17 protein-coding genes are annotated in these 20,591 nt (G+C 43.3%); 8 read left to right on the top strand and 9 right to left on the bottom strand.

Going from position 1 to position 20,591, the window contains the following annotated elements; translation table 11 throughout:
* Window positions 1-26: 26 nt before the first annotated feature.
* The 5 genes from ccoG to ccoN form a co-directional block, all read right to left on the bottom strand.
* Window positions 27-1,439: a cytochrome c oxidase accessory protein CcoG gene (gene ccoG / locus FOR85_RS05960; RefSeq protein ID WP_144297131.1), complete on the bottom strand. Its 1,413-nt coding sequence runs from the start codon at window positions 1,437-1,439 to the stop codon at window positions 27-29.
* A gap of 509 nt (window positions 1,440-1,948) precedes the next feature.
* Window positions 1,949-3,094, bottom strand: coding sequence for a cytochrome-c oxidase, cbb3-type subunit III (gene ccoP, locus FOR85_RS05955; RefSeq protein WP_144297130.1), 1,146 nt, complete (start codon window positions 3,092-3,094; stop codon window positions 1,949-1,951).
* Window positions 3,091-3,273, bottom strand: coding sequence for a cbb3-type cytochrome c oxidase subunit 3 (locus FOR85_RS05950; protein WP_144297129.1), 183 nt, complete (start codon window positions 3,271-3,273; stop codon window positions 3,091-3,093). Before FOR85_RS05950 ends, ccoP begins: the two co-directional genes overlap by 4 nt.
* Window positions 3,273-3,911 (bottom strand): cytochrome-c oxidase, cbb3-type subunit II, encoded by a 639-nt coding sequence (gene ccoO / locus FOR85_RS05945; protein WP_144297128.1) that lies wholly within the window; start codon window positions 3,909-3,911, stop codon window positions 3,273-3,275. The genes FOR85_RS05950 and ccoO overlap by 1 nt, the downstream gene beginning before the upstream one ends.
* 9 nt (window positions 3,912-3,920) lie before the next feature.
* A complete protein-coding gene (gene ccoN, locus FOR85_RS05940) occupies window positions 3,921-5,402 on the bottom strand; it encodes a cytochrome-c oxidase, cbb3-type subunit I (protein ID WP_144297127.1) in 1,482 nt (493 codons plus the stop codon).
* 849 nt (window positions 5,403-6,251) lie between these two features.
* Here ccoN and FOR85_RS05935 point away from each other — a divergent pair.
* Window positions 6,252-6,641: an SCP2 sterol-binding domain-containing protein gene (locus FOR85_RS05935; protein ID WP_068408139.1), complete on the top strand. Its 390-nt coding sequence runs from the start codon at window positions 6,252-6,254 to the stop codon at window positions 6,639-6,641.
* A gap of 107 nt (window positions 6,642-6,748) precedes the next feature.
* On the opposite strand, the gene FOR85_RS05930 is transcribed toward FOR85_RS05935, so the two are convergent.
* Window positions 6,749-7,729 carry a hypothetical protein gene (locus FOR85_RS05930; RefSeq protein ID WP_144297126.1) on the bottom strand — a complete coding sequence of 327 codons (981 nt, stop codon included), beginning with the start codon at window positions 7,727-7,729 and terminating at the stop codon, window positions 6,749-6,751.
* Between the two features lie 461 nt (window positions 7,730-8,190).
* Between FOR85_RS05930 and FOR85_RS05925 the strand changes: the two genes are divergently transcribed.
* The 3 genes from FOR85_RS05925 to FOR85_RS05915 all read left to right on the top strand — a co-directional run bounded on the left by FOR85_RS05925 (window position 8,191) and on the right by FOR85_RS05915 (window position 10,674).
* Window positions 8,191-9,426 carry a lipoprotein-releasing ABC transporter permease subunit gene (locus tag FOR85_RS05925; RefSeq protein WP_144297125.1) on the top strand — a complete coding sequence of 412 codons (1,236 nt, stop codon included), beginning with the start codon at window positions 8,191-8,193 and terminating at the stop codon, window positions 9,424-9,426.
* Between the two features lie 51 nt (window positions 9,427-9,477).
* Window positions 9,478-10,158 (top strand): lipoprotein-releasing ABC transporter ATP-binding protein LolD, encoded by a 681-nt coding sequence (gene lolD, locus FOR85_RS05920; RefSeq protein ID WP_144297124.1) that lies wholly within the window; start codon window positions 9,478-9,480, stop codon window positions 10,156-10,158.
* 198 nt (window positions 10,159-10,356) lie between these two features.
* Window positions 10,357-10,674 carry a hypothetical protein gene (locus FOR85_RS05915; protein ID WP_144297123.1) on the top strand — a complete coding sequence of 106 codons (318 nt, stop codon included), beginning with the start codon at window positions 10,357-10,359 and terminating at the stop codon, window positions 10,672-10,674.
* Window positions 10,675-10,783: 109 nt separating this feature from the next.
* On the opposite strand, the gene FOR85_RS05910 is transcribed toward FOR85_RS05915, so the two are convergent.
* Window positions 10,784-11,362, bottom strand: coding sequence for a DUF2062 domain-containing protein (locus FOR85_RS05910; RefSeq protein WP_223808538.1), 579 nt, complete (start codon window positions 11,360-11,362; stop codon window positions 10,784-10,786).
* A 287-nt stretch (window positions 11,363-11,649) separates the two neighbouring features.
* Between FOR85_RS05910 and FOR85_RS05905 the strand changes: the two genes are divergently transcribed.
* The 4 genes from FOR85_RS05905 to FOR85_RS05890 all read left to right on the top strand — a co-directional run bounded on the left by FOR85_RS05905 (window position 11,650) and on the right by FOR85_RS05890 (window position 17,891).
* Window positions 11,650-14,700 (top strand): ComEC/Rec2 family competence protein, encoded by a 3,051-nt coding sequence (locus FOR85_RS05905; protein WP_144297122.1) that lies wholly within the window; start codon window positions 11,650-11,652, stop codon window positions 14,698-14,700.
* A 258-nt stretch (window positions 14,701-14,958) separates the two neighbouring features.
* The gene (gene sppA / locus FOR85_RS05900; protein ID WP_144297121.1) at window positions 14,959-16,014 is read left to right on the top strand and encodes a signal peptide peptidase SppA; all 1,056 of its coding nucleotides are present in this window, start codon (window positions 14,959-14,961) and stop codon (window positions 16,012-16,014) included.
* Window positions 16,015-16,140: 126 nt separating this feature from the next.
* Window positions 16,141-17,028, top strand: coding sequence for an alpha/beta fold hydrolase (locus tag FOR85_RS05895; RefSeq protein ID WP_144297120.1), 888 nt, complete (start codon window positions 16,141-16,143; stop codon window positions 17,026-17,028).
* A 74-nt stretch (window positions 17,029-17,102) separates the two neighbouring features.
* Window positions 17,103-17,891 (top strand): CPBP family intramembrane glutamic endopeptidase, encoded by a 789-nt coding sequence (locus FOR85_RS05890; RefSeq protein ID WP_223808537.1) that lies wholly within the window; start codon window positions 17,103-17,105, stop codon window positions 17,889-17,891.
* Window positions 17,892-17,989: 98 nt separating this feature from the next.
* Here FOR85_RS05890 and dusA read toward each other — a convergent pair whose 3' ends face one another.
* Both dusA and FOR85_RS05880 read right to left on the bottom strand, forming a co-directional pair.
* Window positions 17,990-18,961 (bottom strand): tRNA dihydrouridine(20/20a) synthase DusA, encoded by a 972-nt coding sequence (dusA, locus tag FOR85_RS05885; protein ID WP_144297119.1) that lies wholly within the window; start codon window positions 18,959-18,961, stop codon window positions 17,990-17,992.
* A gap of 267 nt (window positions 18,962-19,228) precedes the next feature.
* Window positions 19,229-20,530 (bottom strand): MFS transporter, encoded by a 1,302-nt coding sequence (locus FOR85_RS05880; protein ID WP_144297118.1) that lies wholly within the window; start codon window positions 20,528-20,530, stop codon window positions 19,229-19,231.
* Window positions 20,531-20,591 lie beyond the last annotated feature (61 nt).

The following is a 20,591-nucleotide window of genomic DNA, read 5'->3' as shown; positions in this document are numbered from 1 at the left end:
GATAAAAGCAACTACATACTCAATAATTACTGCCCTTGCGTGGTAAAGATATTTTGTTTACTCACATTATACTTACCGTCTTCGCTGGCTACTGTTAAAGTAATCGGCGTTTGACCAAACTCAATCACCTCAGGGTCGCCATAAATACTGACTGGCATATCAAAGCTTTCGCCTGCTTCTAATGGCACATCGTTGAAGCGTACGCCTAAGCTCAAGCCTTCTTGTGGCTCAAGGCTTATTTTATAAGTGTGCGCACTTTGGGTTTTGTTGGTCAATTTAACGATATAGCTGTTTTCAATCATGCCTTGTTGGTTCAATGACGACAACTGATTACGGTCACGGCGAATATCAATCTCTAACGGTACGCGGTCTGTCAATGCATAAACCACACCGCCACAAAGTACCGCAAGCAAGGTTAAATAAGCAAAAAAGCGCGGGCGCAATACACGGCTTGGCTCTTTTTCGACCAATTGCCGTTCTGTAGTATAACGAATCAAGCCACGTGGGTAGCCAACTTTATCCATTACATCATTACAAGCATCGACACAGGCGGCACACTGAATACAGGCAACCTGCAAACCATCACGAATATCGATACCTGTTGGGCATACTTGCACACACATCGTACAGTCAATACAGTCGCCTAAATTCTCAGGATGGGTGCCTTTTTTACGGGCGCCGCGAGGTTCACCGCGCTCATAATCATAAGAAACAATCAAGGTATCTTTATCAAACATCACGCTTTGGAAACGGCCATACGGACAGATTTGGATACACATCTGCTCGCGCATATAGCCTGCATTGACGTAAGTTGAAAAAGCGAAAATAAATATCGATACCCATATCCACGTTGACCACTCAGGGAAGGGGATAACACCCCCTAACATTTGCCAACTACCATATAGAGCTTCTGTCCCTGATACATAACTGACAAACGTCATCGCCGTAATCATCGAAAATACAAACCAAATAAAGTAGATTAAAAAACGCTTGAAGACTTTTTTAGCATTCATAGGTTCTTTATCAAACTTGATACGTTTATTGCGATCGCCGATGACTATTTTTTCAACGTATTGGAACATATGCGTCCAGATGGTTTGCGGACAGGCATAACCACACCAAACCCGCCCTGCATATACCGTCACCATAAATAGCGCAAAAGCCGCAATAAGCGCAAAGACGGCAAGAAAGTAAAAGTCCTGTGTCAGAAACGTCATACCAAAAATATAATAATGCTGCGACGGCACATCGAACCAGATAGCTTGCCTGCCGTTATACCTTATCCACGGTAAAATCAAAAATAATGCCAATAACGCATACATGCTAATCACGCGGATATTTTGGTAAAATCCAGTGATAAACCTAGGGTGAACGCGTTTTTTATTGGCGTTAAGATCCACCTCAACGACAGGAATTTTATTGGATGGTTGTGCTGACATAAACGTGCCTCTTTAAAAAAAGAATCAGTCTGCTGGCATGATGAACAAATACCTTTAATACCTGGGTATATGGATGTGCGATGTTATCAATGTCAGTAAGTAGCAAGTCTCATACCAAAAAAAGTATCCAAACTTGCTACCAAATGAGCGATTGTAAATAAAGGATTAAAATATGCTTAAATAGATGATTCTATAGTGTTTCTAATAGATTACTATTTTAGCAGTTTCCCTACTATAAATGGGGTGAGAATGCTAAAAAGCAATACTTATCTGCGACTTATTGATAGACGAAGTGCGTATCATTATTAAGCTTGATAAATATTAAAACCAGTGGTGATAGAGCATAAAACGTATTAAATCTATCGGCAGTTTGATTTTGCGAGTTGCTCGTAGACAGAGTTTATTAATAAAACATAAAGCTGATAAATAACTAAAAAGGGAGAACTGCAATCACAGTCCTCCCTTTGTCAAACACTACTTATTTACGATATACAACTGACTAAATGTGCTTAGTTTGCAACTGCCGTTTCAGGTGTGGCTGCTTTTGGTGCAGCGGCAGAAACAGGCTGCGCTTTAGCAGGCTGAGGCGTTCTGTCTGATAGAGAATAAACATAAGCAGCAAGTAGCATAATACGCTCATTACCTAGTTTAGTCTGCCATTCAGGCATGACGCCAGCACGACCATAACGCAAGGTTTCGCGGATACTTTCACGATCACCACCATACAACCAAATATTATCAGTCAAATCTGGTGCGCCAGTAGAAATCATACCTTTAGCATCATTACCATGACACAGCACACAGTTGGTAGGCTCATTGAATATCACTTCACCTTGAGCAACTTTAGCTTGGTCAAGCTCATAACCTGGTTGGTTACCAGAGATTGACAAGACATATTCAGCCGCTGCCCGCACACCATCTTCGCCAAGTTGGTCACGCCAAGCTGTCATACCACCAACACGACCATTATGTAGCGTCGTTAGGATATGTGAAGCTTCACCGCCATATAACCAGTCATTGTCGGTCAAATTAGGATAGCCTAGCGCACCTTTCGCATTAGAGCCGTGACAGACAGCACAATTCTGTAAGAACAAGCGACTACCAACCTTCAATGCATTCGGGTTTTCAGCCAGCTTTTCGACATAAGGTGCCAACTCGGCCACTTTCTCGTCGATTTGAGCCTGTAGCTCTGCTGGTGGCTTCTCACTATGACGCAGGGTTGCTTGCATCTCAGACAGCGTTGCTAGCGTTTTAGTCGCACCGCTAGCATCTGCTTTGGCCAAAATGTTTTGCTCAAAGTTATCGGTAAACACCTTGTTATTACTTTCAAGTTCACTATATAACTCATTTTTTGACGACCAAGGTACAGTCTCGCCATCGACTTCTACCGTTGCGATGCCGTCCCAGTTTGCTGGTTGAATAGCTGGGAAAAATACCCAGTATGCAGCACCCCAAATGATTGAGCCAAAAAATATTACCAACCACCATTTAGGCAGTGGCTTATCGTATTCTTGAATACCGTCGTAAGTGTGCCCAGTAGTACCGTCTTCTTCTACTTCTGGCTTGTACTTCAACACCATTAGTAAGACGCCGAGGATACCCGCCCAACACATAATACTTAGTATGGTGATCCAAGAACTCCAAAAAAATGTCATCGTTTATCCTTATTGCGCTGCTCTTCAGACAGAGACTTAATATCCTCGTCATCAAGCGCAAGTTGTGCATCTTCTTCGAAGCGTTTTTTGTTTTTTGGCGAATACGCCCACCATGCAACACCTATAAACGCAATGAAGGCAGAAACGGTCGCAATTGTTTGTAATTCACCAATACCCATTAGCGCTGTCCTTCCATCGCGGTGCCTAACTGTTGTAGATAGGCAACAAGAGCGTCAAGCTCAGTGGCACCAAGAACAGCATCGGGAGCTCCTTCGATATCTTCTTCAGTATAAGGAACACCGAAGCGATCGCGGAATAGACGCATTTTCGTTTGAACGTTTGACCCATTGACTTCGTTGGTTGCAAGCCAAGGGAAACCTGGCATCACTGATTCAGGAACGAGTGATTGCGGGTCTATCAGATGCTGCTTTTGCCACTCTTCAGAGTAGCGCTGACCAACACGTGCCAGGTCAGGTCCAGTACGTTTTGATCCCCATAAGAAGGGATGATCCCATGTTGACTCAGCAGCGCGTGAGTACGGTCCATAACGCTCAACTTCAGCACGTAATGGGCGAATCATTTGAGTGTGACAGACGTGACAACCTTCACGAATATAAATATCACGCCCTTCAAACTCAAGCGCTGTCCAAGGCTCCATAGCAGGCAGGGGAGCATTTACCCCGCCTTCTTCAGGGCTTTTGTTATCATAAATCAGTGGTACGATTTCTACCAAAGTTGCAAAGCTGATTGCGATAACAATAAAGATGACCAATAAGCCTGTATTTTTTTCAATAATTTCATGCGGTGTACCAGACATGATCGCTCCTTATACGTTAGCTGCCGAAGGTTTATCAACACTAGGTTCATGATCCGTTGGGTCAGCGATATCTACAGGCTTACCTTCTGGCATTTTAAGTGTTTTATAAACGTTATATGCCATAACAAACATACCCGATACATACAATAGGCCACCAAAAGCACGACCAATATATGGGAAATGTGAGAACTCAACGGTATCAACGAAGCTATATACCAACGTACCATCTGGATTGGTCGCAAGCCACATCATGCCTTGGCCGATACCTGAAATCCACATAGAAACGATATAGAAGATAGTACCCGCTGTTGCTAACCAGAAATGCGTGGTGATTAAGCTAATAGAATACATTTTTGGTTTGTTATAGATACGTGGTAACAATACATATAGCGAACCAATGGTAATCATACCAACCCAGCCAAGCGCACCTGAGTGTACGTGACCGACTGTCCAGTCCGTGTTATGCGATAACGCGTTGACGGTCTTAATAGACATCATCGGACCTTCAAACGTTGACATTGCATAGAACGACAATGCCACAATCATAAAGCGAATGATCGGATCGGTACGCAGCTTATCCCAACTGCCTGATAGCGTTAGGACACCGTTAATCATACCGCCCCAAGATGGCGCAAATAGGATGATTGAGAATACCATTGCTAGAGACTGCGTCCAATCTGGAAGCGCTGAATAATGCAAATGGTGACCACCAGCCCACATATATGAAGCAATCAATGCCCAAAAGTGAACGATAGACAAACGGTAAGAATAAATAGGACGACCAATCTGTACTGGAACGAAGTAATACATCATTCCAAGGAACGCTGCCGTTAGATAAAAACCTACCGCGTTATGTCCGTACCACCACTGCACCATGGCATCAGTTGCACCGCCAAACAGCGAGTAAGATTTGAACGCGCTAACAGGAATCGCCATGCTGTTTACGATATGTAGTAGTGCAATCGTAATAATAAAAGCTGCAAAGAACCAGTTAGCCACATAAATATGTGAGGTTTTACGTTTGATTAGCGTACCGAAGAAAACGATGGCATAAGAGATCCATACCAATGCAATCAAAATATCGATAGGCCACTCAAGCTCAGCGTATTCCTTGGTTGATGTTAAACCTAAAGGAAGGGTAATAACGGCTGCTACGATAACCGCTTGCCAACCCCAAAAGGTAAACCAAGCTAAGTACGGTGCAAATAGGCGCGTTTTACAGGTACGCTGAACAATATAGTAAGACGTTGCGAACAGGGCACAGCCACCGAACGCAAAAATGACCGCGTTAGTATGTAGCGGTCTTAAACGACTAAACGTCAGCCATGGAATGTCAAAGTTGAGTGCTGGCCATGCTAACTGTGAAGCAATGAACACACCAATACTCATGCCGACGATGCCCCATATCACGGCCATTATCGTAAAGAATCTTACGATAGTAATTTCGTACTCACGGTCCACTGGGGCGACTGCTGTGTTTTGTAAACTCATTGGATGATTCCTTTACAGCCCGAATTATCAACAGAATTAACTAACGCTCCGCACCATCTAGAGCTATCTCTTAGATGAACTTAGCGGTACATGCTGTTTTTGGTCTGCCTATTATCCTTAGATTATCACCTATCTGTCTAAGCTTGCGCTTAATAGCAGCGGGTATTAAAGACCAAAGCGTATTGACGCCAAAGGTTTGTAGCTGCTCGATAGTAGGATTGTTAACAACCTGTCAAAATAAATAAGCAGATGCGCCGTTTTGAGCATCAAACATCTAATGAGGCAAAGTATTTATCTTAATTATTACTAAAAACGCTGTACCAATGAAGATAGATACCAATATCCATAAGGTCCTAAAGCTTACTGACCGTAGATGTATGCTAGCGGCGGCTGACAAAAACCATGTTTACGTAATGTTTAGTTAAAACTCCCGACTCTGTTTAAGGGTATTGTAACGCAAACCTAATCAAATATCATCAGAACTATGCGCCAAAATACAAACTCTTTGGTAAAAATAGTTATGAACGATATAATCTTTCAGCGTTATACACCTATTTTATACCCAATTTCCCTACTATTCTAGGGGTGAAAAAAGATAGTGCTTTTTGGCGCAAAAAATACAATTAAGCGGTGGTTTTGTAACAATAGCAGCATTTGCGCTATAAATAAGTTTTACTTATCATCGAATCGCACCTTATAATGACGCCTTGTATTATCGCTAACCAAGTGCTTTATACTGATATTAACGAATATTTTGAACTTTTAAATAGTGGTTAGGCTTAGCCGTATGCTGGCACAAGCCTACCTTCATAAATAACCTCATAAGTAATAGGTATTAAGGATAATAATATGGCAGTTTTTTTGACAGACGAATGGTTTGAGCAAGTTGAGAAAATGGGTCAAGAAGCCGGTGAATTAAATTTACCACCAGCGCTTGCTAATATGGTGGTGAACTTAAAAGTTACCGATACGGAGCAAGATATCGAAGCAAGCTTTGCTGACGGCTTACTGCATCGCGGTCTGAATGATAAGGCAACCACAACCTTATTGTTGGATCGTAGCCTGCTGCAATCTATCATTACCAACTTTGATACCAATGAAATCATGGGCGCTTTTATGGCCGGTAAAATTCGTGTCGAAGGTGATATGTCACAATTGATGGCAGTACAAACCGCGCGTCCAAGTGCTGAGCAAAAAGAGCTTTATAGTAATATCAAGTCAATGACTACCTTAGCTTAATGACTTGTTTTTCATTTTTGTATCAATAACGTTTAGCATAAAAAAAGCCCTTAATTCACATTAAGGGCTTTTTCGTCGGAGAATTTAACAGTAAAGTAACTTCTAAATTAACTGGCTTTTGATTGTTGCGCAGTTGTTTGTGGTTTTTGATTTTCTTTGTAAATCGCCGCTTGTAACCAAATATTGGCCTGTACATAGTCATGCACTTCAATAGCAGCGGTGGCTTCGGTTTTAGGTGCGCCGATACGAATGACAAAAGGATCTGCATCTTGCTCTCGCAGTACCACCACATCAAATAAGATAATGGTCTGACCATTAAATAGTGTTTCTTGCTTACCAAGCACCTGACCTTGACACCACGCTTCATCTTCTTGCCCTATGGTATCGCCGAACAAATATGCGCACATATGACCGAGATTAATCTCGACGGGCGCCATTTGTTCTTTGGTTTGAGGCTGCCATGCTTTGATTTGCTCTTGTAAATCGTCAGGCATTTTTCCATCATTAGCGGCGACGATGTCGTTAAAAGCGCGATGGTAGCGAATGGCTTCTTGGTCTTCGACCATAATCACTTCGTCTTGTTCACTCAGCTTAATCTCATGCGCCCACGCACTAAAGTTCACATAATAGGCGGTATCTTGCTGATATAAATGGCGGTTAGCGGTATATAGCTGGTCGAAAGCATAAATAATGCTGCCATCAGCGGTGCGTAAGCGTAAGACCGCATCGTGAGTGTTGTCATTGACAATCATGCGCTCGATTTTGCACATCAAACCATAAGGGCTATCGACACAAGGGTAAGCATTAATAAAGCATTCAGGCTTGCCGTCTTTCATCGCCAGCACTTGATTGATATGACAAGGCTGGTCTTCAGATAGCAATAAGCAGCTGTCTTTAGCGCTGACATTGCTGTTGAGCCCTTTTGGCATCGCCGCTTTTTCAATCATCTTTTGTAGCCATTCTGGCACGTCTTGACTCATGTCATCGGTCAAAATCCGCCAATGATCGGCGTGACCGGCAGATTGCTCGTCAGTTAAGGTGATTTTGGTGGGAGATTGGATGTTTTTATATTGATAATTAATGGTCATGAATATACTCAAACTTAAGTCAGCCATGAGGTTTGGGTCTAAAACTGTGATTGCTGACCATTATCCAATATATGAGCGGATTGGTTTATGATAACCAGCAATGTCGTCAGTAAAGAGGCAACAAACAACAATGAGGGGTTAATGACAATTGTCCTTAGCATACAATATATAGGTATAGACGCAACTAATAGCAAGCCCCTCGCGAAAAATAATATGAAAAGTTGAATTTTTATTAAAAAATACCGGCAGTTTGCGCTAATGACTGGCACATATAAGTCAAATTGTGTCAAACTAGCTCCCTTTTGACAGCGGTATTTTGCTGCTCATAATCCCCTGTTTTTTGTTCGATTGATATGTTTTTGCGGCAACAGCCTTAGTGAGTGTCATACTAAAAGGCGGTTGCTGCATTGGATTTTATAACATAAATAAAGTCGCACGTAGATAAGATAAAGAGTTTGAATATGTTTCGTCCTTTAGCGTTATTTATCGGCTTACGGTACACCCGAGCAGAGCGTAGTAATGGTTTTATTTCCTTTATATCGCTGATTTCAATGATTGGACTGACGCTTGGCGTGGCGGTACTGATTACGGTGCTATCGGTCATGAATGGTTTTGATCGCGAGCTCAAAACGCGTATTTTGGGTATGGTGCCACAAGCGACGGTAATTTCAACCGAGATTATCGGTGATTGGAAAGAGGTGGCCGATAAAATTAAAGAAGATCCCGAAGTTGCTGCCGTCGCACCCTTTATTCAGCTGCAAGGTATGCTGACCTCCAACGGTCAAGTGGCTGGGATTATGGTCACCGGCGTCGATCCAGAGTATGAGAAAAACGTTTCTATCATCAACGAGCACATGGTAGAAGGCAGTATTGATACGCTGCAAAACGGTGAGTTCAGTATTGTCCTTGGTGAAGAGATGGTGCAATCGTTGGGGCTGCGCTTAGGCGATAAAGTGACCTTGGTGCTGCCAGAAGCGTCGCCATCGCCAGCAGGTGTGATACCGCGCTTTAAGCGTTTTACGTTGACAGGTATTTTTACCATCAGTCCCGAAGTGGACAGTTTGATGGCGTTTATTCCGATGGGCGATGCGGCAAAATTACTGCGTCTACCAGAGGGCGCGCAGGGCATACGTATGAAGCTTGATGATATCTTTAACGCACCGATGGCGGCCCAAAAAGCCGCTGCTATTGCGCCTGACAAGCTTTATCCTAGCGATTGGACGCAAACGCACGGCAACTTATTTGGTGCCATCCAAATGGAAAAAGCCATGGTTGGCTTGCTGCTGTTTTTAATTATCCTTGTAGCCGCTTTCAATATCGTTTCAAGTTTGGTGATGCTAGTCACTGACAAAAAAGCAGACATTGCTATTTTAAAAACCTTTGGCGCTTCACCGCGTCTGATTACCCATGTGTTTATGGTACAGGGCATCGTTATTGGCTTTATTGGTACCATTGCGGGCACGATACTTGGTGTTATCTTTGCCCTGACCGTCAGTGATATTTTGGGCTTTATCAATCAAACCTTTGGCCTCAATTTGTTTGATGCTTACTTTGTAAATTATCTGCCATCGCAGCTGCGTTTGGCCGATGTAGTGCTGATTACCAGTGCGTCATTTATACTGAGCTTCTTGGCGACCATTTATCCAGCGCGCCGAGCAGCGAAAATTCAGCCTGCGCAAACGTTGCGTTACGAGTAATCTACAGGCGTCAATCGTCAATGCTATGATAAATAAAACAAAGGAAGTACCATGTCTGAAATTTTAAAAGCGACCAATATTAATAAAATTTATGATGAAGGGGCGGTGAGCACGCAAGTATTGACCGGTCTGGATTTGACCGTCAATGCCGGTGAGCGCATTGCGATTGTTGGTACCAGTGGTTCGGGAAAAAGTACCTTGCTGCATTTACTCGGCGGACTTGATACCCCCAGTAGCGGGGAGGTTTGGCTACATGGGCAGCTATTAAATAGTATGAATGAGACCGAGCGCGGGGCGATGCGTAATAAGCACTTGGGGTTTATTTATCAGTTTCATCATTTGTTAGCCGAATTTACCGCGGTTGAAAACGTTGCTATGCCGCTACTGATGCGCCCAAAAGTATCGACGACCGAGGCACGTCAACAAGCGATAGATATTTTAAAAAGTGTCGGTTTGGAGCATCGTTTGGCCCACAGACCCGGTGAGCTATCAGGCGGTGAGCGTCAACGTGTGGCGATTGCTCGCGCGCTTGTGACCAAACCATCACTTATTCTGGCCGATGAGCCGACTGGTAACTTAGATTATGACAACGCCCAAAGTGTGTTTGGGCTGTTATCCGAGCTACAAAGCACCATGCAAACGGCGCTATTGATGGTGACGCATGACCGTAGTTTGGCAGGCCTTGCTGACCGTCAGCTCCTACTCCGTAATGGGCATTGGGAAGATTACTAAAGGCGTCATTTTTAATACTTTTTTTCAATAAACTGTAGAACTGCTGTTACTGAACAGCAGCATGATACGGTTAACTTTTTTATAAAAGTTACTGACTATAAAAATTACTGATAAAAACGACGAAAAAAACAGACTGTATCTAGCAGCCTTAACAAGTAGATAAAATCATAACTAAAATGCTAAATAAGGAATAATGAAATGGATAAAAATGATGATCCGATTGAAGCGTTTGGCAGTGCTGAAGAAGGGAATGAGCCACTAAAGCCTTATATGGATCCGACGCTGTTTGACACCATTGATAAACAAGCACAAATAGACTTGCTGACGCCGGTTTTTGACTCAATTACCTTAGCGGGTGCAGATTACGATTTAAAGGCGCAAGATAGCGCCACGGGAAAACGTTATACGCTGCTAAAAGATGAGAAGGTGATAGATATCTTTGTGATGGATAATAATCTGGCTGATAATGTTAAAAACGCTATCGACAAGCATAAAGAGGAAGAAGGCGAGTTATAAGGTCGCTTATGAATTGGGTAATGATTTTATAAGATATTTCCAACTTTATAGAATGCTGCTATTTTTATAAGATGACTGACGCGACAAGATCGATTATTAATAATTAAGGCTATTCATGCTTGCTGGTTTTTTCAGCAGAGTCTTTCTGACGTTTTTGCCAGCTGGTGACAGTTTTATAGCGCCAGATGGCTTTAAACGCCAGTCCGCAGACAATACTACTGATGACCGCTAAAATTGTTAGCCCTAGACAAAAAGCGGCGATAGATACCGTACCTTTATAAGTAATAAAAGGATTGGCGCCATCAGAGATAATCCATAAGGTAAAATCTGAAATCATGCGACCGATAATGCGCAAGCTTATCATCGGCACATCAAGGATTTTGGCACCGATATAGTAGCCAGCATAAAACACCGGCAGGGTCGTCAGCGGGTTAGTAATCCAAGTCAGACCAAGCGCCATCGGCACATTGGCACGAAAAATAAGCGCGCCGATTAACGCCAGCAACATCTGTCCTGGCAACGGGAAAAATGCGCTGAGCACGCCGATATAAACCGCTTTATTTAAACTATGGCGATTAAAATGCCATAAACGCGGGTCGGCAAGCTGCGGCGCAAATAGTTTTAATGAGCGACTTTCTAAGATTTTTTCAGGGGTAGGGAGTAGGTCTTTTAGACGTTTGTTTGGCACAGAATCGCCTTTACATGTTATCTTCAGCCCGCTCAATCATATTGATGGGCGGATATACAGTGATATTATTAATAAAAAATATAGCTATAAATGTTATCAGAAAAGCGGCTAGATAATGTTGAATAATCACTATTGCAATATTTCTGGTAAGTATAGGGTAATAGCCACATAAATGCCATCGCTTGACGGTTTGCGCACTTGGTGGTTGGTTCAATGTTTAGAACGGTCATTATCCATCATGCAAATTATATGCAATGGACGAGCTATCAAGCAAGCGAGGAGCGCTGGTGTACTGGTTAATTGGTAGCTTGATAATCATCGTTATGATGGGGGTTTTGGCCGTCGCGGATACTATTCCGCTGCCTATTGGCTCCTTATTACCAGACCTCAGCCCATCTTCTATCTTGCCGTTATTATTAATGGCTTTGACCATTGTTCTGCTATTTATTAATCAGCGTTACATTGCGCTTGCACCTTCGATTGACGCTAAAAAAGGGGTTTCTAAAAATTCCTCTGCTCAAAATCTTGCTGTTCAAAATTCTGCTAAAACCCCATCTTCTACATCACCATTACTCTATAAATTTGCTCATTATTTATTAACGACAGTATTAGCGTTAGCGCTGATTACTGGTAGTGGGCTGCTCGCTTTGATAAATCAGCAACAGGCGCAAAGTAATGCCATCAAACAAACTGTGCGCGTGCAAGCGTTGGTGAGCATCGAAGGCATCAGTGACAGTGTCTATGATGACGCAAGTAATAGTGGCTATCGGCAGGTTGCTACCATTAGCCATATATCGCCTTTACTGTCCGAGCTAACGTCGCAGAATTTGGACAAACTGAGTGTGAATTACAGAGAATATTTTAATAATAGCCTAAGCAATAAAGAAAATAACTTAAACGGAGATAATCTCGAATATTTCGAAAATAAACAATATCGTATACTGCTAAATGCTTATCCAAAAAAATCTTTCTCTAAAAAACCTTCTAAAAAAAGTACTGACAATAAATCGCAGACTATAGACTTAAATGATTTGCAGCCAGGTGATCAGTTATTGATGACTTTGACGCTAGCGCCGCTTGCTAACTCTGAGCAAGCGTTGAACAATCCAACGGGATTTGATAGTTATCGGTGGTTGCGAGGGCGACATATCGATGGGGTTGCCACGATATTAGCGACCAGTACCTCAACTATTCCGTTTAATGACTCAGCAGCATTGTCTAAAGCGGAAGATTCTTATCTATACCGTTTGCGTACCGCTATCGACCAAGGACGTTGGCAACTACGTCAGCATTTTTATCAAGATTGGGCAGGGCAAACTCCCGCAGAGCAGCAAGCAAAAGCAGTGACTTTAAGCTTACTGACCGGTGATCGCAGTTTAATCAATCGCGCTACCAAAGATTTATATCAGCTGGCAGGTATTTCTCATTTATTGGCCATCTCAGGAACGCATGTTTTATTTTTAGCGATTGTGTTAGCGGGATTGGCAGTCTTACTGTTGAATCGTTTTTACCCCTCTCTCTATCGTCATATCCCGCGCTGGCAATTGCGCTGGTGGGTTATGATGAGCGCGGCTTTTATTTATGCCTTATTTACTGGGTTTGATGTACCTGCTGCGCGTACCGCGTGGATGTTATTAGCCATAGGTTTGATACGCTCAACGCTACTGCCAATTAGTACCATGCGTATATTGTTGGCGCTGGCGATACTGATGGCATGGTTCGACCCGTATGTACTGTGGCAGGCTGGTTATTGGCTGTCCTTTATAGCGGTAGCGCTGCTATTAAAGTACGAAGATAGTTCAGTAGCATGGAGTCAAGCAGAGTCTGCAAGCTTAACGACCACGAACTCTAATGACAATAAAAATGCGAAGATAATTCAACGCTTATGGCTAGGGTTTAAAAGGTTGTTTAAGTTACAGTTTTGGCTATTTATTGCGCTATTACCCATAACCTTATTGTTATTCGGTAAGGCATCACTGTTAGGGCTTATCGTTAATTTATTTGCTATTGGATTATTTGGTTGGGTGATTGTACCGCTAAATTTACTGGCTGGGCTGTGCTATCTTATCTCGCCTGCGCTAGCTGATACTATTTGGGCACTGGTGATTGCTCTCGTCGCTCATTTACACGAGCTTATCACGTCGCTAACGGCGTTACCGATATTCTCAGGGGCATGGCTTTATACGCCAGTGAATATAGCAATTTTGCTGATGGTATTATTGGCGATGTTGCCGTGGCTATTAGCGCGCGGCCTTATCAGTCGTTGGCTCGCGCTAGCACCGTTAACGCTACTGGTTATGACGGTATACGCCAATCAGCAGTCGTTAACCATGACTCCGACTCTCTATATTCTGCCAACGGGCGACCAATATTTAAGCGCGGCGGTGCTACAATACCCTGTGCTAAATAATGAAGATAATAAGACAAACGTTAGCTGGTTAATTTTAGCCGATCATAGGCCTTATGATACTCGTACGATGCCAAGCACGCTAACCGCTGACAAGCTATCTGCGACATTAGAGCAACAACTACGCAGCTTATCTATCAAGCGTCTAGAAGGTATGGTAGTCCAAAGCAGTAGCGCGGCCTTGACGACATCTTTAGCGACATTAACAAATAACAACCGTCAGTCATTGCAGCCGACCATCTATAAGCCAAACGACTCTGAGCTGCTACCAATGACCGTCGCTGAGTTAAGTCAACGTCTCCCAACCGCTCAGTATTGGCAAGCCGGGCGTAGTGAGCGTTGGCCCGAGCTCCAGCGCGCTTATCAACTGACCAGTCAATCTGGTAAAAATAAAACTCAGGCAACCATCAGTGCCCAAGCTTGTGAGCAAGGTAAAACCTGGCAACTCGCCAATGGTGATTTAACGTTGCAAGCTATCACAGGTTGGAGCAAAATAAACGATGCCAGTGTCTGGGACTGTACGCTTGAACTTGACAGTCGATTACCTATTCAAATTGTCAGTTATAATGCTGCTGACCCGCTCAAATCATTAGCTACTAAAGTACAAACACTTCAGTCCGATAACAAAGCGCCACCTTCTCATACAAAAAATGCTCAATCACGTTTGATTTTAAATGTCGATACCCATCCGCGCGTGTGGCAAATGTGGGCGTTATTATGTGCGATTGAACCGAATGCTAAAAATGACACTTTAAAAAACTCATTAAACAACACCTTAGGTAATGTCATAAACAGCACAACATGGCTTGGACATAGTGCCTCGCATATCTCTACTGAGGTAATAACTCAGCAACAAATCCATGAGATAATCACTTATGATAATAAGCCACTAGATGCCGCTCTAGCTTTTGAGGCCGATAGTAAGGATTAACCTTATAATCTGACTTATTGGTATTATCCTTATAAAATACCTCGCTCCTATAACCTGTCGCCTTTATAATATCAAGCTATTTCACAGTTCTGCTATTGAACCATGAGCGAAATGCCACCATACTTAGTAGCTTATTCAACTTTATCAAAGCGCTATAAAAGCATTGATACAAGTAAAAATAGCTATCACGCTTTTGCTATATCAAGTTTTTAGTTCTCTCTTTTATCATTTTACATTGTTTCTGACTTAGGAAGTTATATGCCCAACTGGCCACCAGACCCTAACAAACGTCCTGACAACTCGGCCAACCAGCCAACGCCGATGCAGCAGCAAAATCAGCCGAGCGGACAAGAGTGGCGACTGCTTGAAAATACGTTATTAGCCAGTGTGGTTGAGCAGCGCCGCGCCCGTCGCTGGAGTATTTTCTTTAAGTTATTAACCTTTGGTTATATTTTATTGATATTTTTGACCATTGGTCGCGGTTGTAGTACCAAAACACCGTCCGGGCTTGAAGGCGTGGATACCAGTAAGCCGCATTTGGCGGTGGTTGAAATCCAAGGAACGATTAGTAGTGGTGATGTCGCCAATGCTTACGATGTTAATGAGGCCTTAACTCGCGCTTTTGAAAACAGTAATGCCAAAGCCGTGGCGCTTGATATCAACTCACCCGGCGGCTCACCCGTACAGTCTGATGAAATCTGGCAGACGATGATGGATTTGCGTCAAGAATATCCTGATAAAAAACTCTACGCTGTGATTGGTGATATGGGTGCTTCGGGCGCTTATTATATCGCTTCAGCTGCGGATGAGATTTATGTCAATCCATCAAGCTTAGTCGGTTCGATTGGCGTAATTATGCCAAGCTATAATATCGAAGGCTTAATGGATAAATTTGGCGTTAAAGACCGCACCATTACCGCAGGCGAGTATAAAGATATTTTAAGCTTGTCACGTCCGCTCACTGACTATGAAGAGCAGCACGTCGAAAAAGTTTTGGACAATACTCATAAGCACTTTATCAATGCAGTCAAAGAAGGTCGCGGCGATCGTCTAAAAAATCCTGAGGAAAATAAACTGTTTTCAGGGCTATTTTGGACCGGTGAGCAGTCGATTGAGCTTGGCTTAGCTGACAAAAAGGGCAGTATTTCGACTTTAGAGAAGAAGCTGAAGCTTGATAACGTCGTTAATTATACGCCAACCGACCCATTTAGCTTGTTTATGGATCGCTTTGCCGTTAAGTTAGGCGCCGGTCTTGGTTCAAGTATCAAGCTTGACGTGTTACCACAAGAAGAGAGTCAAGCGCAGATGCGCTAAGCGCTTTATATTTTAGATTTAATGTGTATGATTGTTAAGGCTGAGTATATGATTATGCTCAGCCTTAATTGTATATAAATTTCGATTATTATAATAAACAGCTATTTAAATTACTGAGAACTTGTCATGAGTGCCATTAATCCACAGACCTTTGCGTCACTACCCAAGTCTAAGATAACCCAAAAACCTGTCATTCATTTTGCCCATGCCAATGGTATGCCAAGCGCCGTTTATGCGCCGTTTTTTGCCCCGCTTGCTGAATTTTTTACCATTGAATATATCCCTATGCTGGGTAATACGCCCGATTATCCAGTAGATAACCATTGGCAAAGCCTGACCCAGCAGATTATTGATAGCGTTAAACGCACGTGTGAGCAGCATGGGGTGAGTCAGTTAGTAGGCGTTGGGCATTCGCTTGGTGCCATGTGTACTATGCAGGCGTTATACCGTGCGCCGGAGATATTTGCGCAAGCGGTGCTGATGGATCCACCGTGGATTTATGGCAAAGTAAGCCTGCTGTGGCATTTGGCAAAAAACGCCGATAGATTACCGCTGATGAATAATCGCTTGATGGATAAGCTCTCGCCAGCGGGCGTGTCTAAGCATCGCCGTGATGTTTGGGATAGCCGCGAAGAGGCCTATGATAAGCTGCGTCATAAAGGCTTTTTTAAAGATTTCGATGAGCGTAGTTTTCAAGGCTATATCGAGCATGGTTTACATGAGCGTGCGGACGGCAAAGTCACACTGGCAATCCCTAAAGCCAGTGAAGTTGAGGTGTTTCGTACCAATCCGTCATGGTATTGGCTGACCCCAAACCGTGCACCTAAACCGCCAGTGACGCTCATCATTGGTGAAGGCAGTATCTTTCTTAAGCGCCGCTTCCCGCAGCAAATCAAATCACGCCTGAATATCGATTATGAAACCCACACTGGCGGACATATGTTCCCGCTTGAGCACCCAGAGTCGGTGGCGCGTCAAGTGCTTGAGCTTATCAAAAAGCAGTTGCCAAAATAAACGATGGTTGTGAATCCTAGAGGTTAGGATAAATGTAATGTGAGCAGCTAGCACACTTTTTTGAGTGACGATTTATGCTAAAAAAAGCGACCACCGCATCTATTAAGACCACAGTGTCTAAACCTGCGCCGCTATTTTCACGCTTGGGTGCGTTGTTGTTAGTGATAGGCATGGTAGTGACTTTCTTTATCAGTCAATTAATCGGCGTCTATATCGCCGGCAAAATGGTATTGCCCGCTACTAAGAATGCCACTATGGGTGATATTTTCTTTTTCGGCAGCAATGATGGCACCGTGGTCAGTCTTTCTATCATTATCGGCTGTGTATTACTGGTGGCAGTCAGCGCTTTATTGATTCGGGTGAGAGGCGGCAATGTAAGGAAGTATCTGGCGCTACAGCCATTTTCATGGTCGGTTGGCATCGGTATGTTAGGGTTATTGCTGATATTTATGATTGGCAGTCAAGCGTTAACTTACCTGCTCAATGAATCACCGTTGGTCTTCGTCGACCCTTTATATCAGTCTGTCAGCTCAGTCTGGTTATTGATATTTGCCATGGTGATTGTCGCGCCGATTTATGAAGAGCTTATATTTCGTGGATTATTATGGTCGGCTATTGCTGAGCAGTTCTCAAACGTAGCCAACGCAGAGCATCGCGGCGCAATAGTCGCAAGCCTAGTGACCAGCGTGATATTTGCGGTGATTCACTTGCAATATGGTATTTATGAAATCGGCACCATTGTGGTATTGGCATTGATATTTTGCTATGCGCGTATCAAATCAGGCTCGCTAGTATTACCGATGCTGTTACATGTTGTTAATAATGGCGCCGCGATGGCGCAGTATTTAGCGGAAATTAGTTAAAGGTTTATATATAAACGTCAAATAGCTAATTGATGAATGTCTTTATCAACTAGCTATGCACCCATTAGCTGTTATTTTATGTTTATAGTGATTGATGACTAGGCATCTGGATTTAAGGCTAAGACTTCTTCAGCGGCTCGTTTAATATCGTCTATCGTTAGCTGCGGTTTACCGCTCAATGCCTGTCGCCACTTGCGCGCACCTGTTAAGCCTTGAAACAACCCTAAATAATGCCGCGTCATCGTTGGTAGTGCTTCACCTTTAGCGCTTTGTTTTTCTAGATAAGGGTACAATTGCGCTAAAATATCCGAGCGCTTAGTAATCGGCGCGCCCCATAAACTGTTGGCTTCTGCCAGTAGGTACGGATTGTGATAAAACGCTCGTCCAATCATCACCCCGTCGACATGCTGTAAATGCGTTTTAATATCGGCAACTGTTTCGATACCGCCGTTAATTTCTATATCAAGCGTTGGAAAGTCTTGTTTGAGACGGTAAACATCATTATAACGCAGTGGCGGTATTTCGCGATTTTGCTTCGGGCTCAAGCCCTGTAGCCACGCCGTACGGGCATGAACAATAAAGCGTGTACAACCTGCCGCTGCGACTTTTTCGACAAAATCTACCATAAACTCATAACTATCAAAATCGTCGATACCAATACGATGTTTAACGGTCACCGGAATATCGACCGCTGCCTGCATGTGCTTGACCAAATCAGCAACCGTCTGCGGCTCTGCCATGAGGCAGGCGCCAATTTTATTGTGCTGGACGCGATCAGAGGGGCAACCGACGTTGATATTGACCTCATCGTAGCCATGCTGCTGCGCAAATTGGGCACATTGGGCCATCTCGCTACTATCGGCACCGCCAAGCTGTAGCACCAGTGGATGCTCAAGCGTATCAAAGCGCAGATGCCGCGCGCGATTGCCATAGAGCAGCGCACCAGTACTAATCATCTCGGTATAAAGATAAACATGCGGATTAAACAGCCGTGCAAAGTAGCGATAATCTGTCGTTGTCCAGTCGATCATGGGCGCAACAGAGAGTCGTTTGTTGGTCATATCAGCCATTAGGGTAAAGCCTCGTTATTATGCATGCATATAGTAGGTCGTTTTAAAATCGTTATACCAGTCTCACGTCGATATTCATCAATTTGCCAATTTTATTGCGAACCGACCTTACTTTTACGTGCATTTTTAAATGTGTTTAAAAGGAGAATAGATAAAGCGCCATGAGTGTTATTTTCATGACGCTTTTTGATTATTCTATCTATATAAGTTAAATAATAGGAAAATCAATAACAAAGCAAAAATAGGGAAAAGCTCAGTAATTATTCTCTAAATCACTTCATCAATTTTTTTGAATTCAGGCAAATTATAAAAATAAATGCCCATGATAATGCCGATAAAGCCTACAAAGGCAATGTATAGCGCAGGCGAAAAGCTGATATATGAAGTGGCGTAACCAAGCCCAAAAGGCACCAACACTCCGACAATCCCATAAGCAACATTATAACAAAGTGCCATACCTGTCAGGCGCACGTTGGTGGGAAATAATTGTACCAAAATGGCCGGAACCATGCCCACAATACCCGCACAAAACCCTAACAGCGCATACATGATAAGAATGTAATCGCCACTTGCTTGTAGATGATAAAAGAATGCAAACATCTGCGCAATCAACAAGATAGAACCAATGGCCAATACTTTACCAAAGTTTTGATGGTTGGATATGATTCCGTAAAACACACAGCCGAAAATCATAAATACGATGCCTAAACTGTGTGAAAAGCCAAATAAATCATTATCCAAAGTAAAACGCAGCTCAATTAAATCGGGTAGGAGTAGAATGATAACGGTGGTGATACTGGCTATGATAAAGGTGAGTAGCAAGCCGATAAAGATAGAATGCTTACAGTGCTTAAAGAGCAGGATAAAGGGTCTGGCAATATAATCACGCGGCTTTGCAGCCTTCATGGCGATAAAAAATGGCGATTCATCTATCCAGCGCCATGCCAATAAAGGCAGCACGCTTAGGATGGCCGCCATAAAAAATGGTACCCGCCAGCCATAAGCGGCCAGTTGCTCGGTGGTCATGGAGTTGGTTAGCCAAAGAAAAAAGGCGTTGGAAAATAGTACACCGACAAAAAAGCTTGCCGTCACATAACTACAGGCGACTGACAAATATTGGCGCGGTACATGCTCTGACACAAAAACCCAAGCCAGCGGCACAAAAAGCCCAAACGCCATCCCTTGTATTAGGCGTAAAATAATGAATAAAGCAGGCGCAGCCATACCCCATTGCGCATAGGTTGGCAAGCAGGCCATCGCCAACAAGCTTGCAGCGGTCACCAAAATACTCATTAATAATATCGATTTTCGTCCACTGATATCACCAAAGCGCCCAAAAATAACCCCGCCAAACGGACGTGCCAAATACCCAATCGCAAATAGCCCAAGCCCTTGTATTTTTGCCATCGCCGCGCTGGTATTAGCAGGGAAAAAGGCAGCGGCTATGATATCAGCAAGATATAAGTAAATCAAAAAATCAAAGAACGCGACTGCGCTGCTAAAGCAGATAAAAAGCACAGCATTTCTATCTTTAGAAGACATCAGAGCATATTGAGAACGAGAAGGCATAATAGATCACGCATCCACATAAAGAGGGGTTTATTAAAATGGGTAAATAAAGCGTATGAAA

The sequence above is a fragment of the Psychrobacter sp. YGAH215 genome (assembly GCF_007280595.1).
In the GTDB taxonomy this organism is placed as follows: Bacteria; Pseudomonadota; Gammaproteobacteria; order Pseudomonadales; family Moraxellaceae; genus Psychrobacter; species Psychrobacter faecalis.
Note: the sequence above shows the minus strand (reverse complement) of the source record. Positions and strands in the feature narration are given on the sequence as shown.